Here is a 14824-nt window from a genome sequence, read left to right on the forward strand (position 1 = left end):
TCCCGGTGGGAGGGTCGGCCAGACCCGATAACCACTTCTGAACCAGATTAAGGACAGAAAATCATGGCAAAACGAAGCAAGGCGTATCTCGCCGCGGCCGAGAAGGTCGATCGCACTCAGCTCTACGCCCCGCTGGCCGCCGCGCGGCTGGCGAAGGCGACCGCAACCACCAAGACCGACGCGACCGTCGAGGTCGCCGTTCGTCTCGGTGTGGATCCCCGCAAGGCCGACCAGATGGTCCGCGGCACGGTCAACCTGCCGCACGGCACCGGTAAGACCGCCCGCGTCATCGTGTTCGCGGCCGGTGAGAAGGCCGCCGAGGCCGAGGCCGCCGGTGCGGACGCCGTCGGCGCCGAGGATCTGATCGAGCGGATCCAGGGCGGCTGGCTGGACTTCGACGCCGCGATCGCCACCCCGGACCAGATGGCCAAGGTCGGCCGGATCGCGCGTGTCCTTGGCCCGCGCGGCCTGATGCCGAACCCGAAGACGGGCACGGTCACCAACGATGTGACCAAGGCCGTCAACGACATCAAGGGCGGCAAGATCAACTTCCGCGTCGACAAGCAGGCCAACCTGCACTTCGTCATCGGCAAGGCGTCCTTCGACGATGCCAAACTGGTGGAGAACTATGGCGCGGCGCTGGACGAGATCCTGCGTGCCAAGCCGTCGACCGCCAAGGGCCGCTACGTCAAGAAGGTGACGGTCTCGACGAACACCGGACCGGGCATCCCGGTGGACCCGAACCGCACCCGCAACCTCCTCGAGGAGGATGCGTAAGTAGCACCCGGCTCTTCGGAAGCTGTGTATTACCGGCAAGGGCGGGAACGCGAATCGCGTTCCCGCCCTTGCGGTGTATTCGGCTGATTCTCCTGGGGTGGCGGCGGAGTGTGCTGGTGCGGTGGATGCACCGCGAACCGGACTAATTCGTGCGCGGCGGTGGTTGCCCCTGAGGTGACAGCCGTTCTGCTGATTTCCGGGAGCACACGTAGTGCTTCGACCAATACCGCCGCACTGCGCACTGTCGCGGCGATCGCGCCCGAGGGGATCGAGACCTTCTGGTACGAAGGCCTCGCCGAACTTCCCGCGTTCAGTCCCGATGATGACGGGACCGGCCATCCGTCGGTTGTCGCACTGCACGAACACATTTCGCGCGCCGACGCGGTACTGCTCTGCACTCCGGAGTACGCGGGCACCCTTCCCGGCAGCTTCAAGAATCTGCTCGATTGGACCGTCGGCACGGCCGACCTCTACGAAAAGCCAACGGCCTTCCTCAACGTCGCCGCTCAGGGGCGTGGCGAAGGTGCGGCCACCACGCTGACCACAGTGCTGGGTTATGTCGGTGCCATCGTCGACCGAGCCAACTGTGCCCGCCTCCCGGTAGCTCGCGACGCCGTTGATGCCAACGGCCTGGTCACCACCCCCGAATTCCGCACCGGCGCACTAACCGTTCTCACCCGCCTGGTCCACCAGAGCACCCCGGTCTGAGCACCCCGCCGAGGTGAGTCGAATGGTGGCGTTCGGACCGAGTCCGAGCCACCATTCGACTCACCCCGATAATCAGCTGGTAGGAAGATGGCGACGACCGCGCCCGCGTTTTGGCAGATGGGGGTGGATTCGGCTACTCTGGACCGAAGTAATCGACGAGTTCGATGACTACCCAATCCGTTCTACCGAAGACCGTTGGTCGCTGCGCCCGTTCGGGCGTGGTCGAAGGTCCGGCATCGAGCCGGCGGCCCACGCAGGGAGGACCGAGGCTGGGATTCGATCTGGGCCATGCCCGGGTCGATCACCTATTGCGCCCCGGAACGCTCTGCGTTCGGGGCGTTTGCTTTTCGCCGGCCCCTGGTACTCGGCAGTTCGAATACGAACCGACATCCAGAGAGGAGGCGAAGTATGGCAAAACCCGAGAAGGTCACCGCGGTCGAGGAGATCACGGAGCAGTTCAAGAGCTCGTCGGCCACCGTCATCACGGAATACCGTGGTCTGTCGGTCGGTAAGCTCACCGATCTGCGGCGCGCGCTCGGCGAAGGCGCTAGCTACTCCGTCGCCAAGAACACCCTGGTCAAGCGGGCGGCTGCGGAAGCGGGCGTCGTTGGCCTGGACGACTTGTTCGTCGGACCGACCGCCATCGCCTTCATCAAGGGCGAGCCGGTCGACGCGGCGAAGGCCATCAAGACCTTCGCCAAGGAGAACAAGGCGCTCATCATCAAGGGCGGGTACATGGACGGCGCCGCGCTGTCCGTTGCCGAGGTCGAGAAGATCGCCGACCTGGAGTCCCGCGAGGTGCTGCTGGCCAAGCTGGCCGGCGCGATGAAGGGCAACCTGGCGAAGGCTGCCGGTCTGTTCAACGCTCCCGCTTCGCAGGTGGCCCGCCTGGCCGCCGCGTTGCAGGAGAAGAAGCAGGCCGAAGAAGGCGGAGCTGCCGCCGAGTAACACCCCCGGGTGGATCGCGTGCGGCTCGCCCACATAGACAACCAACTACCGAAAGGAAACAACAATGGCCAACGTTGACGAACTGCTCGAGACCTTCGGCAACATGACCCTGCTCGAGCTGTCGGACTTCGTCAAGAAGTTCGAGGAGAAGTTCGAGGTCACCGCGGCTGCCCCGGTCGCCGTCGCCGCCGTCGGTGGCGCTGCCGCTCCGGCCGAAGCCGCCGAGGAGCAGGACGAGTTCGACGTTATCCTCGAGGGTGCCGGCGACAAGAAGATCCAGGTCATCAAGGTGGTCCGTGAGATCGTCTCGGGCCTGGGCCTGAAGGAAGCCAAGGACCTCGTCGAGAGCGCCCCGAAGCCGATCCTGGAGAAGGTCGCCAAGGACGCCGCCGAGGCTGCCAAGGCGAAGCTGGAAGAGGCCGGCGCCAAGGTTTCCGTGAAGTAATTCGCGAGTACCTCGTCGAACGGGCGGTTCCCATTGGGGGCCGCCCGTTTGCGTTGTCATGACGCGTGCGACGGTAATGCGAATATTGCGAGTGATTCGGGGTTACTCTTCGGTCAGGTAAGGCTGTGCCGCGTCATGATCATGGGATACAGTGACCGCACCCACTGTGATGCGACACACCGTGATACACCGAATAGCGCGGTTCGCCGGTGGGTGGCTCGCAGAGAATTTGTGGAGGTTGGCGTGGGCGTCGAGGTCAGGACCGAGGGTGTTACCAAGTCCTTCGGTTCACAGCGAATTTGGCAGGACGTCTCACTGACGCTGCCCTCGGGTGAGGTCAGCGCGCTGCTCGGCCCCTCGGGTACCGGTAAGTCCGTCTTTTTGAAATCGCTGATCGGTCTGCTGCGTCCGGAGCGCGGTTCGATCTTCATCGACGGCACTGATATCACCACCTGCTCCAATAAGGAACTCTACGAAATCCGCAAGCTGTTCGGTGTGCTGTTCCAGGACGGCGCGCTGTTCGGGTCGATGAACCTGTTCGACAACGTCGCGTTCCCGTTGCGTGAGCACACGAAGAAGTCCGAATCGGACATCAAGAAGATCGTGATGGAGAAGCTCGAGCTGACCGGTCTGCTCGGCGCGGAAGGCAAGCTGCCCGGTGAGATCTCCGGTGGTATGCGCAAGCGTGCCGGTCTGGCCCGCGCGCTGGTGCTGGACCCGCAGATCATCCTGGTCGACGAGCCCGACTCCGGTCTGGACCCGGTACGTACCTCGTATCTGTCGCAGCTGCTGATCGATATCAACGCGCAGATCGACGCGACGATCCTGATCGTGACCCACAACATCAACCTGGCGCGCACCGTGCCCGACAACATCGGGATGCTGTTCCGTCGCTCGCTGGTGATGTTCGGTCCGCGTGAGGTGTTGTTGACCTCGGAAGAGCCGGTGGTCAAGCAGTTCCTCAACGGTCGCATGATCGGTCCGATCGGTATGTCGGAGGAGAAGGACGAGGCGCAGATGGCCCGCGAGCAAGCCCTCGTCGACGCCGGGCACCATCACGGTGGCGCCGAAGAGGTCGAGGGCATCATCCCGCAGATGCGGGCCACTCCGGGCATGCCGGTGCGTCAGGCGGTGCTTCGCCGTCAGGCGCGCGTCCGCGAGATCATGCACACCCTGCCGCATGCGGCCCAGGCGGCTATCCGTGAGTCACTTGAGCAGAACGACGACACACAAGTCATGGCGTACCAGAACAGCGAGCTGGGCGGATACGAGGGTGGGTCATTCGATACCACCGTGCGCCACAACACAACTAACGGGTAACATCTGCGATCGTGAATTCCACCCTGGCGCGATTGCGGACTCCAATGGAGTCGGGGTTTGGCCAGGCCGGCAACATCTTTGCGCTGTTCATCGACGTGATGCGCAAGACGTTCAAACGGCCTTTCCAGTTGCGCGAATTCATCGAGCAGTCGTGGTTCATCGCGAGTGTCTCGATCTTGCCGAGCGCACTGGTTGCCATCCCGTTCGGTGCGGTTGTCGCGCTGCAGACCGGCTCTCTGATCAAACAACTAGGCGCCGAATCGTTTACCGGCGCAACCAGCGTCCTGGCGACCGTCCAGCAGGCCGCCCCCGTCGTCACCGCGTTGATCATCGCGGGCGCGGCCGGATCGGCGGTAGCCGCCGATCTCGGCTCGCGCACCATCCGTGAGGAGATCGACGCACTCGAGGTGCTCGGCGTCGATCCGGTGCAGAAGCTCGTGGTGCCGCGCGTACTCGGCATGATGCTGGTCGCGCTGCTGCTCAACGGTTTGGTATCGGTGGTCGGCATCGCCGGCGGCTATTTCTTCAATGTCGGGCTGCAGGGCGGTACGCCCGGCGCCTACCTCGCTTCGTTCTCCGCGCTGGCCCAATTGCCGGACCTGTGGATCGGCGAGATCAAGGCCTTGGTATTCGGTCTGATCGCAGGCGTGATCGCCGCGTATAAGGGGTTGCATCCCAAAGGGGGCCCGAAAGGAGTCGGAGACGCGGTGAACCAATCCGTGGTTATCACCTTCATGGTTCTGTTCTTCGTGAACTTGATCCTGACACTCGTGTATTTGCAGGTCGTCCCCGCCAAGGGCGCCTGACCCGTGGCCACCTCGTACCGTCCCCCGGTCCTGGCGAAATCCGCCCGCCGGGTCCGTGAGATCGCGCGCATGCCGGTGAATGTCGTCGATCGCGCCGGCGATCAGATGTCGTTCTATTCCAAGGCCATCGCCTGGATACCGCGCACCGCGGTGCACTACCGCAAGGAGGTCATGCGGCTGCTCGCCGAGGTGACCTTCGGCAGTGGTGCGCTGGCCGTCATCGGCGGCACCATCGGTGTCATCGTGTTCATGTCCGGCTCGGTCGGCGTCGTCGTCGGCCTGCAGGGCTTCAAGGCGTTGGATTCGCTCGGCAGCTCGGTGCTGACCGGCTTCCTTACCGCGTACATCAACACCCGCGAGATCGCGCCGCTGGTCGCGGCGCTCGCGCTATCGGCAACGGTGGGTTGCGGTTTCACCGCCCAGCTCGGCGCGATGCGTATCTCCGAGGAGATCGATGCGCTCGAGGTGATGGCGGTGCCGGGTGTGCCGTTCCTGGTCACCACCCGGGTGATCGCAGGATTCCTCGCGGTCATCCCGCTCTACATCGTGGGCCTGCTGGGCACATTCCTGGCGTCGCGAATGATCAGCATCTGGTTCAACGGACAATCCAGTGGTTCCTATGACCACTATTTCAGTCTGTTCCTGCCACCAGAAGACGTCTTGTATTCATTCGTCAAAGTATTGGTCTTCGCATTCGTAATCATCATGGTGCATTGCTATTACGGCTTCAACGCCACCGGCGGACCGGCCGGTGTCGGCGTTGCGGTGGGTCGCGCGGTGCGCGCGGCGATCGTGCTCGTGAATGTGCTCGATTTCTTCCTGAGCCTCGCAATCTGGGGAACTACTACGACAGTGCGGGTTGCTGGATGAGCGCGCGGATAATCGAATTGGGAGCGACGGTGAGGTGCCGTCATGAGTAATCGCGTGCAGATGTGGCGCGCGACGGAGAAATTGCGCGTCCGGCTGCTCGGAATCGCATTCTTCGTGGTCTGCGCACTATTCCTGGTCACTACGGTCGCGATCTACAACAAGGCATTCGTCGATACCGTCCGGGTCGAACTGATCACCGACAGCGTGGGAAATGCGTTGACCCGCAATGCCGATGTGAAGGTGCGCGGCGTCAATGTCGGCGAGGTCAGGTCCAGCCGGTCCGAGGGCGGCAAGGTGACCCTCGACCTCGCGCTCGATCCCGGTAAGGCCGAGCAGATTCCGGTCAATGCGACGGCCCGGCTGCTGCCGAAGACGCTGTTCGGCGAGCGGTATGTAGATCTGGTCATCCCGGACGAGCCGAGTAAGCAGCACCTGACCGAGGGCGTGACCCTGCATCAGGACACCAGCGGCAATGCCATCGAGATCAGCAAGCTGCTCGATGATGTGCTGCCACTGCTGCAGGCGATTCCACCGCAGGATCTCGCCTCGACGCTCGGCGCACTGTCCCAAGCGCTTTCGGGTCAGGGACTGGCGCTCGGTGAGACGGTGGAGAAGTTGGATCACATCTTCCGTGAGGTCAACGGGGTCATGCCGGATCTGAAGCAGGATCTGGTGAGCTTCGCCGACGTTGCCGCCACCTATTCCGATGCGCTGCCGCAACTGGTCGACGCATTCGACAATCTGCGTACCACCAACGCGACCATCGTGCAGCGTCGTCCGCAGATCGATACCCTGCTGGCCACGCTGAATCCGACCGCCGCCACCACCGCGGACTTCCTGATCGCCAACCGCGACAACATCATCGATGTGGCCGCCGACTCGCGGCCCGCGCTGGAACAGCTGGCGACCTACTCGCCGACCTACGCCTGCGCAATAGCGAACTTCGCCAAGATGAAGCCGCGCATCGACCAGCTCATGGGTATGGGCACGAAGCGGCCCGGCTCGCGAGTCACCATCGAGCTGACCAACACCCGTGGCAAGTACCTGCCCAACCAGGACGAGCCGCGCTGGCTGGACACCCGCGGGCCTTGGTGCGTGCCGGAATACCCGGTCTTCACCGATCCGGGTCAGTACACCGGAGGACCGATCAACGATGGTTCCTACCAGGTGCCGAGCCGCAATCCGGGCGACCAGGACAGCGGCAGGCTGCCAGTGCCGCAGTTCGGCGTGTACCCGGCCGCGAATGTGCCGACCACGGCCGGCTCGCCCGCCGAACAGCAGACCCTCGGCACGATCTACGGTGCGGCGAACGGTGTTTCGCCCGACCAGGTGCCCAGCTGGGTCACCAGGATCGGTGCACCCGCATTCCGTGGCAGCGAAGTGAGCGTGCGATGAAGGAAACGATGCGCGGACTCGGTGGGCCGCTGACCAAACTCGTCATCTTCGTCGTCGTCACCCTGTTGGCGACGACGATCCTCGGGCTCTCGATCGCCAACTACACCGGCGGCGGCACCGCGTTCAAGGCGCGCTTCTCCGATGTCACCTCGCTCAATAAAGGTGACGAGGTGCGTATCGCCGGTGTCCGGGTCGGCAAGGTCACCAGCGTCGAGATCGTGGACAAGCGCCAGGCCGAGGTCGGATTCGAACTGACCGACCGCGATTGGCTGCCCGCGTCGACGACGGCGACCATCAAGTACCGCAACCTGGTCGGCCAGCGCTATATCGCGCTCGAGCAGGGCACGGGCGAGCAGGGCCGCAAACTCAACAAGGGTGCGACCATCGGGCTCGAGCACACCAGGCCCGCACTGAACCTGACCACACTGTTCAACGGCTTCCGTCCGCTGTTCCAGACGCTGACCGCCGATGACGTGAACAAGCTGTCCTACGAGATCATCCAGGTCTTCCAAGGCGAACAGGGCACCATCCACGATCTGGTGGCGACCACCGCGAACCTGACGAACAAGATCGCCGACAAGGACGCGGTCATCGGTGATCTGGTGCGCAACCTGACGGCCGTACTCAATGCGGTCAACGAACGCGAGGGCCAGTTCGATCAGCTGATCGTCAATACCGAGGCACTGGTCAGCGGGCTGGCCGCCGAACGCGACACCATCGGCAGCTCGGTCACCTCGCTCGCCGATCTGGCCTCGGCCACCGCGGATCTGCTGGTTCCGACCCGCCCGACGCTGCAGGGCTCGATCGCCGGGCTCAGCCAGCTCACCGGCACCCTCGACGAGCGCAAGGACGAAGTGAATACGGCGCTGACAAATCTGCCGATCAAGATGGAGAAGCTCGGCCGCGCCGGCAGTTACGGCTCCTGGTTCCAGTTCTATCTGTGCGGTATCGACATTGTGGTCGGTCCGGGCGCGGTAGATGCGCCGCAGCTCAACCTCCCCGCCGGTTTGCCGACGGTCAACCAGCCGCTCTACACCAATGCCGCACCGCGCTGCCAGGGGAAGGGTGGTCACTGATGGACGACCGGATCCTGCTCGGCAAGCGCAGCCCCGCGTTCCTGGGTGTGCTCGGACTGGCCATGGTGCTGCTCGTGACGATCTCCGCGTTCTTCCTGGACAGGTTGCCGATCATCGGCGCGGGCACCAAATACACCGCGCAGTTCTCCGAGGCCGCGGGCCTCAAGAAGGGCAATGAGGTTCGCATCGCCGGTGTGAAGGTCGGTGCGGTGTCGAATGTTCGGCTCGACGGCAATAAGGTGCTCGTCGACTTCCGCACCCAGGACGCGTGGGTCGGCAACGAGACCACCGCCTCCATTCAGATCAAGACCGTGCTCGGCCAGAAGTACCTGGCACTGGATCCGAAGGGCTCCGAGCCCGCCGATCCGAGCAAAGTGATTCCGCTGTCGCGGACGGTATCTCCGTACGACGTGGTGGACGCGTTCAGCGATGCGGCCAAGAACATCGACCAGATCGACACCGCGCAGCTGGCCACCAGCATGCGGGTGCTCTCGGAGGCATTCGAGACCACCCCGCCGGAGATCCGCAACTCCATCGACGGCGTGGCCCGGCTCTCGGAAACCCTCGGCAAGCGCGATGAGGAGCTCAAGAAGCTGTTCGTGGCGACCAGGCAGACCACCGGTGTGCTCGCCGACCGCAATCAGCAGTTCGAGCGGCTGCTCGCCAACGGCGGACAATTGCTGGCCGAGTTGAACATTCGCCAGCAGTCCATCGCGCAGCTGCTCACCGGCGCCAAGACGGTGTCGGCCGAACTGAGCGCGCTGGTCGCCGATAACGAGAAGCAGATGGGGCCGGCGTTGACCAACCTCGCGGCCTCCATCGACCTGCTGAACAAGAATCAGCAGAACATTTCCAAGACGCTGGAACTCGCGGCGCCGTTCTACGGCCTCTACGCGAATGTGCTCGGTACCGGGCGCTGGTTCGACGCGGTGATCGTGAACCTGCTCCCGCCCGGCCTGCCGGAGATTCCTGGCGATCGGCCGCCGGTGCGCACCATGGGAGGTAACTGACATGGGGGTGAACTGGCCTCGTAAGGAGCCGCTCACCGCGCTGCGGACCTCGCGTCGCGGCACCAAGGCGACCATCGCGATCGGCGTGATCGCGGCGCTGGTCCTGGCCGGCGCCCTCTGGTGGCTTTTCGATCGGATGACCACGACCAAGATCACCGCGTACTTCGACCGCTCCGTGGGCATCTACGAGGGTTCGGATGTGCGCGTCCTCGGTGTGCCGGTGGGCAAGGTGGATTCCGTCGAGCCGCAAGGCGAGCAGGTCAAGGTGGTGATGAGTGTCGACCGCAGCATCGACGTGCCCGCCGATGCCAAGGCCGCGCAGATCACGCCGTCGATCGTGTCCGACCGCTACATCCAGCTGACCCCGGCCTACACCGGCGGACCGAAAATGGCGCGCAACGCGACCATTCCGCGCGATCGCACGGTCACCCCGGTCGAGGTCGATCAGCTGTACAAGAGCATCACCGAACTCTCGGATGCGTTGGGCCCCGACGGCGCCAACGCCCAGGGCGCGGTGAACCAACTGGTGCGCACCTCGGCCGCGAATCTGGCGGGCAACGGAGATGCGTTGGCCAACAGCATCACTCAGCTCTCGCGCGCGGCGCGGTACCTCGGCGATGCTCGCGGCGACATCTTCGACACCGTCAAGAATCTGCAGACCTTCGTCACCATGCTGGCCCAGAACGACCAGCAGGTGCGGCAATTCAATGCCCAGCTCGCGGATCTGTCGACCTTCCTCGCGGGGGAACGCCAGGATCTCGGCGCGGCGCTGAACCTGCTGTCGGTCGCACTCGGCGATGTCGCCCGATTCATCGACGAGAACCGGGATCTGATCCAGCAGAATGCCCAGGGCCTGACCACGCTCACCGCGACGCTCGCCAAGCAGCGCGACGATCTGGCCGCGGCACTGCCGGTGCTGCCGCTGGCGCTGAGCAATCTGATCAATATCCACAATGCCGAATCCGGCACCCTCGATATGCGCGCCAACTTCACCGATCTGCAGGATCCGTTCGGTGCGGTGTGCAAGATGCTGGATCTGAGCAAGTTGATGCCGGGTGATCCGAAGTTCGAGGCGCTCGGCAAGCAGATGCGCCCGATTCTGGATCACTGCAAGGAGATCACCGATCAGATCACCGCCGGTGTGAAGACGCCGACGCTGATCCTGCCGTTCGGCATCCTCAGCAATGACAATCAGCAGCGCGACCCGGTGCCCGGCACGGTTCCCGGCACTCCGTCCGATCAACTTCCGCCCTCGCAGGGAGGTGGCCAACGATGAACAAGCGAATCCGTTCCGTGGCCAGCGCGGTACTGGTGGTGGGTATGAGCACGGTCCTGGTGACCTCGTGCTCGTCCGAGGGTATCTACGCGGTGCCGCTGCCCGGCGGCGCCGATGTCGGCGACCATCCGATGACCATCGATATCCGGTTCGACGATGTGCTCGATCTGGTGCCGCAGTCCGCGATCAAGGTCGAGGGTGTGGCGGTCGGCCGCGTCGAGAAAATCGCCCTTGCTCCGGACGGCTGGACGGCCAGCGTGCGCGCGCTGGTGAACTCCTCGGTCGACCTGCCCGCCAATGCGCGGGCCGAGGTGCGGCAGTCGAATCTGCTCGGCGAGAAGTTCGTCGAACTGTCCAAGCCGGCCGAGGAACCCGACAGCAAGAAGCTCGCCGATGGGTCGGTCATCCCGGTCGACCACACCCGGCACGCGACCGAGATCGAACAGGTGCTCGGCGCGCTGTCCTTGCTGCTCAACGGTGGCGGCGTCGCGCAGCTGCAGCCCATCGTCACGGAGCTGAACAAGACGCTCGGCGGCCGCGAGGAGCGGGTGCGCTCGCTGCTGGATCAGGCCGATACCCTGATCGGCGGGCTGAACGAGCAGGTCGACGACATCACAAGGGCCATCGACGGACTCGCCACGCTGAGCGGTCGGGTGAGCACGCAGACCGATCAGATCAGCAAGATCATCGATGAGCTGCCGCGAGGCATCAAGATCCTGGACGAGCAACGGCCACAATTGATTTCGCTGTTGCAGCAGCTGGATCGGGTGGGTCAGGCCGGCTTCGACGTGTTGAACCACTCGAAGGACGACCTGATCACGGATCTGACCTCGCTGCGTCCGACACTGCAGGAACTCGGCAAGGCCGCACCGGATCTGGTCACCGCGCTGCCGCTGATACCGACCTATCCGTTCCCGGACTCGACGCTGGAGGGCACCTTCGGCGGCCAGGTGAACACCTGGCTCTCGGTGGACCAGCAGATCGGTGTCACGCTCGGCAATCTCGGTGTCGGCAAGGGTGACCCGGTCTATATCCCACCGCCCTACGGCCCCGAGGTGCCGGTGAATCCGACCAATCCGTACTACGGCGGCAATGGTCCGCGCCCGGGTTGGCCGACGGTATCGCTGCTGCCGCTGCCGCCCAATATTCCGCGCTACCCCGCCGGCCTGCCGCAGCTGCCTGCCGATCCGCTCGGGGCGATTCTCGACCAGATCGGAGGTGGTCAGCGATGACCCGTCTGGTGCGCTACCAGCTGGTCGCGTTCGCCCTGATCGCGGTGCTCGGCGTGGTTTTCGTCGGCGCCAAATACGTTCGGCTCGATCACATGCTCGGCATCGGCGAGTACAACGTGAAGGTCGACGCGAAGCAGACCGGCGGCATCTACAAGGGCGCCGAGGTGACCTACCGCGGTGTCCCGGTCGGCCGGGTCGGCAATCTGGAACTCACCGACAAGGGTGTGGCTATCGGCCTGGTGCTCGATTCGAGTGCGCCCAAGATTCCGGAGTCGGCAAAGGCGGTAATCGCCAACCGTTCGGCCATCGGTGAGCAGTACGTCGATCTGCAGCCCGATTCCGATAAGGGCCCGTATCTGCGCGATGGTTCGATCATCACCTCGGCGACGACTCCGATTTCCGTCGAGCAGCTGGTCCAGAGCGTGGATACCTTCACTCGCTCGGTCGATCTCACCGCGCTGAACACCACCGTCACCGAACTCGGCAAGGCCTTCGACGGCAAGGGCGACGACCTCGAGGTCTTCGTCGATTCGCTGAACAAGTTCACCGCCACGTTCAACGACAGCCTGCCGCAGACGATCCAGTTGATCCGCGACGGCCGCATCGCACTGGGCACCCAGGCCGAGCAGTCGGGCTACATCCGGCAGTTCAGCCAGGGCCTCGACCAACTCACCGCCCAACTGCGTTCGAGCGATCCGGATATCCGGCGGCTCATCGGCACCGGCACCGATGCCGGCCAGCAGATCACCGCGCTGCTGAACGAGAGCGGCGGCGCGCTCACCGAGGATCTGACCAACCTGCGTCAGCTGCTGCTGACCATCTCGCCGAAGTTCTACGCGCTGCGTCCGCTGCTGCAGATGCTGCCGGGGCTGTCCATCGGCGCGTCCTCCACCGCGCCCGGCGACGGCACGAGCCATTTCGGCTTGGTGCTCGAGGCGAACAACCCGCCCGCGTGCACCCAGGGCTACGAGGGCACCAAGGCGATCCTCGACCAGATGAAGCGGGAGAATCCGGACTTCGACGACACCCGCGACGAGTTCCCGTTCAACAAGGACGCGAAATGCACTGTGCCGTTCGGTAATCCGACCGCGGTGCGCGGCGGAATGCGCGCAGATCTGGCGGATCCGAGCATTGTGCAGCCCTGGGATGCGAACCCCAAGACCGATCCCGAGAAGCTGAATCTGAACCCGATCGCCGTACAGATGGCCACCCTGTTGGGGGTCACGCCCAAGCGGTGAACAGGACCTACGCGGCTACGCCGCAGTAACAAAAGTTAGGGTGGCTGGCCGTGAGTGAGCGAAGCGAACGAACCGAGAACACTGCGCCCATGATGGGCACGACCGTGCCGAGCGCAAGCGAGGTACGGTCGTGAGCATCGACATGTCCAAAGAAACGTCGGCGGTAACCGGCTCCGATTCCACGGAAGCCGATGCCGCAGCGCATGACGCGACGGCAACCGATCCCGTGCGCCCGGCGGTCGCGTCCGCGGACGCATCCCGCGGCCGACTCGCGGTCACCATGGTCGCGGCCGCCACGCTGGTCGTCGCGCTGATAGTCGCGGTCTGGTTCGGCACCGGCTGGGTACGCGCGGCCTTCTTCACCGACGGTCCGCGCGTCGAGGCGCGCGATACCGCGCTCGCCGATGCCAGGCAGGCCGCGATCAACCTGATGTCGCTGGATCCCAATGATGTCGACGGTTCGATAAAGCTGATCCAGTCGTCGATGACGGGATCGCTGCTCGACGATGCCACCAAGACCCAGGAGCAGTTCCGCGAGCAGGCCACGCAGGCCAAGACCAGGCTGGAGTCCAAGGTCGTCGGGTCCTCGCTGACCGCGCTGAACTCCGAGCGCGACCACGCCTCCGCGCTCATCGTGCTGCAGACCACCAGGACCGTCCCGGACGTCGCGCCGTACTCCTACCGTCAGACCTGGGCCCTTGATCTGGTCAAGCAGGGGGAGGTCTGGAAGGCCGAGAAGGCGAGTCCGTTGAGTCAGCCGATCCCCTTGAATCAGCCGACTGCCGCACAGCCCGGTGCCACGCCCGCGCCCAAGCCCGGATCGTAGGAGAACCCGTCATGGCATCTCGTCGACCAGTCAATCGGGTCACTCCCCGCAACCGTCCCACCGTCGGCCGCACGGCGGCGAACACCGGTTCCGTCACCGCACGCCGCAGCACCCGCGCGGCCGACGAAACGACCACGAAGCGCCGGACGAAGGTCGCCGGTAGCGCGGAACCGGCCCGACCGGCTCCGCGGTCCGCCGAACCGTCGCGGCCGTGGTCGCAGCGGTTGCGTCCGGGCGCGGGGTGGGGCGTGGTCGCGGCCCTTCTCCTCGTCGCTGTGCTGCTCGGCGGCTTCGCCGCGGTTGCGGCGTTCCGTCCCGGCATCGACGATTCCAACGAGGCCTACGTGGACACCAAGGCCACCGAAGAGGTGACCGCGGCCGCCTCGCACGCGTTGAAGACCATCTACGCCTATGACGTGAACAAGCTCGACGGCTACAAGGATGCGGTGCACGGTGTCGTCACCGGGCAGATGCTCGCCGACTTCGACAAGTACGCCGATACCAATCTCGCCGCCCTGAAACAGGCGCAGACCAGCGCCGATGCCCTCGCTGACCCGATCGGGGTGACCTTGCTCACCCAGGACAGGGCCGAGTTGCTGGTGAACTTCGTGGTCAGTGCGAACAAGAACGGCGTCGCCCAGCAGAGCGCCTCCGGCCCGATCGTGCTGAAAATGCAGAAGGTGGACGGCAAGTGGCTGGCCGCGGCCATCGTCGACCAGTGATTTCGGCGGCATAAGCCCAGCAGGGCAGGGGATCTGGCTGATCACCGGGTCGGGCCCGCCACTTGACGAGTTTCGCCGGACACGTCACGCTATTCACAACAGCGGCAGCTGTCACAGTGGCTCCTCGCGCCCCGCGGTTCCCGACGCAGCCAGCGATTCGGACCCGGAATCCGGC

15 protein-coding genes are annotated in these 14824 nt (G+C 64.6%); all 15 read left to right on the forward strand.

From position 1 onward, the window contains the following. The first annotated feature begins 63 nt into the window (after positions 1-63). The 15 genes from rplA to ACQPXH_RS05190 all read left to right on the forward strand — a co-directional run bounded on the left by rplA (position 64) and on the right by ACQPXH_RS05190 (position 14649). The gene (gene rplA / locus ACQPXH_RS05120) at positions 64-777 is read left to right on the forward strand and encodes a 50S ribosomal protein L1 (protein WP_433601185.1); all 714 of its coding nucleotides are present in this window, start codon (positions 64-66) and stop codon (positions 775-777) included. A gap of 174 nt (positions 778-951) precedes the next feature. Continuing rightward, a complete protein-coding gene (locus tag ACQPXH_RS05125) occupies positions 952-1485 on the forward strand; it encodes an NADPH-dependent FMN reductase (protein ID WP_433601186.1) in 534 nt (177 codons plus the stop codon). Positions 1486-1893: 408 nt separating this feature from the next. Beyond that, positions 1894-2433 (forward strand): 50S ribosomal protein L10, encoded by a 540-nt coding sequence (gene rplJ, locus ACQPXH_RS05130; RefSeq protein WP_433601187.1) that lies wholly within the window; start codon positions 1894-1896, stop codon positions 2431-2433. Positions 2434-2497: 64 nt separating this feature from the next. Continuing rightward, positions 2498-2878, forward strand: coding sequence for a 50S ribosomal protein L7/L12 (rplL, locus tag ACQPXH_RS05135; RefSeq protein WP_040696004.1), 381 nt, complete (start codon positions 2498-2500; stop codon positions 2876-2878). Positions 2879-3121: 243 nt separating this feature from the next. Continuing rightward, complete coding sequence (locus ACQPXH_RS05140) at positions 3122-4198, forward strand: ABC transporter ATP-binding protein (protein WP_174566289.1); 1077 nt, start codon at positions 3122-3124, stop codon at positions 4196-4198. Positions 4199-4242: 44 nt separating this feature from the next. Further along, complete coding sequence (locus ACQPXH_RS05145; RefSeq protein WP_063045457.1) at positions 4243-5004, forward strand: MlaE family ABC transporter permease; 762 nt, start codon at positions 4243-4245, stop codon at positions 5002-5004. A 69-nt stretch (positions 5005-5073) separates the two neighbouring features. After that, positions 5074-5874, forward strand: coding sequence for an MlaE family ABC transporter permease (locus ACQPXH_RS05150; RefSeq protein ID WP_063045471.1), 801 nt, complete (start codon positions 5074-5076; stop codon positions 5872-5874). A gap of 42 nt (positions 5875-5916) precedes the next feature. Then, a complete protein-coding gene (locus ACQPXH_RS05155; protein ID WP_433601188.1) occupies positions 5917-7269 on the forward strand; it encodes an MCE family protein in 1353 nt (450 codons plus the stop codon). A gap of 8 nt (positions 7270-7277) precedes the next feature. Then, positions 7278-8345, forward strand: a complete 1068-nt coding sequence (locus ACQPXH_RS05160; RefSeq protein ID WP_433603311.1) for an MCE family protein — start codon at positions 7278-7280, stop codon at positions 8343-8345. Continuing rightward, entirely contained in the window at positions 8345-9355 is a 1011-nt protein-coding gene (locus ACQPXH_RS05165; protein ID WP_433601189.1) for an MCE family protein, read from the forward strand. The genes ACQPXH_RS05160 and ACQPXH_RS05165 overlap by 1 nt, the downstream gene beginning before the upstream one ends. Position 9356: 1 nt before the next feature. Further along, positions 9357-10631, forward strand: a complete 1275-nt coding sequence (locus tag ACQPXH_RS05170) for an MCE family protein (RefSeq protein ID WP_433601190.1) — start codon at positions 9357-9359, stop codon at positions 10629-10631. Further along, complete coding sequence (locus tag ACQPXH_RS05175) at positions 10628-11863, forward strand: MCE family protein (protein ID WP_433601191.1); 1236 nt, start codon at positions 10628-10630, stop codon at positions 11861-11863. The genes ACQPXH_RS05170 and ACQPXH_RS05175 overlap by 4 nt, the downstream gene beginning before the upstream one ends. Beyond that, the gene (locus ACQPXH_RS05180) at positions 11860-13101 is read left to right on the forward strand and encodes an MCE family protein (protein ID WP_433601192.1); all 1242 of its coding nucleotides are present in this window, start codon (positions 11860-11862) and stop codon (positions 13099-13101) included. The genes ACQPXH_RS05175 and ACQPXH_RS05180 overlap by 4 nt, the downstream gene beginning before the upstream one ends. 142 nt (positions 13102-13243) lie before the next feature. Further along, a complete protein-coding gene (locus ACQPXH_RS05185; protein WP_433601193.1) occupies positions 13244-13927 on the forward strand; it encodes a hypothetical protein in 684 nt (227 codons plus the stop codon). An 11-nt stretch (positions 13928-13938) separates the two neighbouring features. Beyond that, complete coding sequence (locus tag ACQPXH_RS05190; RefSeq protein WP_433601194.1) at positions 13939-14649, forward strand: hypothetical protein; 711 nt, start codon at positions 13939-13941, stop codon at positions 14647-14649. The last annotated feature ends 175 nt before the right edge of the window (positions 14650-14824 follow it).

This window comes from Nocardia sp. CA-135953, from assembly GCF_050955735.1.
Taxonomy (GTDB): Bacteria; Actinomycetota; Actinomycetes; order Mycobacteriales; family Mycobacteriaceae; genus Nocardia.

Bases quoted from the DNA above. Each gene is read 5' to 3' on its own strand.
- rplA (WP_433601185.1), top strand. From the start codon at position 64: ATGGCAAAACGAAGCAAGGCGTATCTCGCCGCGGCCGAGAAGGTCGAT.
- rplJ (WP_433601187.1), top strand. From the start codon at position 1,894: ATGGCAAAACCCGAGAAGGTCACCGCGGTCGAGGAGATCACGGAGCAG.
- rplL (WP_040696004.1), top strand. From the start codon at position 2,498: ATGGCCAACGTTGACGAACTGCTCGAGACCTTCGGCAACATGACCCTG.
- ACQPXH_RS05145 (WP_063045457.1), top strand. From the start codon at position 4,243: ATGGAGTCGGGGTTTGGCCAGGCCGGCAACATCTTTGCGCTGTTCATC.
- ACQPXH_RS05150 (WP_063045471.1), top strand. From the start codon at position 5,074: ATGCCGGTGAATGTCGTCGATCGCGCCGGCGATCAGATGTCGTTCTAT.
- ACQPXH_RS05155 (WP_433601188.1), top strand. From the start codon at position 5,917: ATGAGTAATCGCGTGCAGATGTGGCGCGCGACGGAGAAATTGCGCGTC.
- ACQPXH_RS05160 (WP_433603311.1), top strand. From the start codon at position 7,278: ATGCGCGGACTCGGTGGGCCGCTGACCAAACTCGTCATCTTCGTCGTC.
- ACQPXH_RS05165 (WP_433601189.1), top strand. From the start codon at position 8,345: ATGGACGACCGGATCCTGCTCGGCAAGCGCAGCCCCGCGTTCCTGGGT.
- ACQPXH_RS05170 (WP_433601190.1), top strand. From the start codon at position 9,357: ATGGGGGTGAACTGGCCTCGTAAGGAGCCGCTCACCGCGCTGCGGACC.
- ACQPXH_RS05175 (WP_433601191.1), top strand. From the start codon at position 10,628: ATGAACAAGCGAATCCGTTCCGTGGCCAGCGCGGTACTGGTGGTGGGT.
- ACQPXH_RS05180 (WP_433601192.1), top strand. From the start codon at position 11,860: ATGACCCGTCTGGTGCGCTACCAGCTGGTCGCGTTCGCCCTGATCGCG.
- ACQPXH_RS05185 (WP_433601193.1), top strand. From the start codon at position 13,244: ATGTCCAAAGAAACGTCGGCGGTAACCGGCTCCGATTCCACGGAAGCC.
- ACQPXH_RS05190 (WP_433601194.1), top strand. From the start codon at position 13,939: ATGGCATCTCGTCGACCAGTCAATCGGGTCACTCCCCGCAACCGTCCC.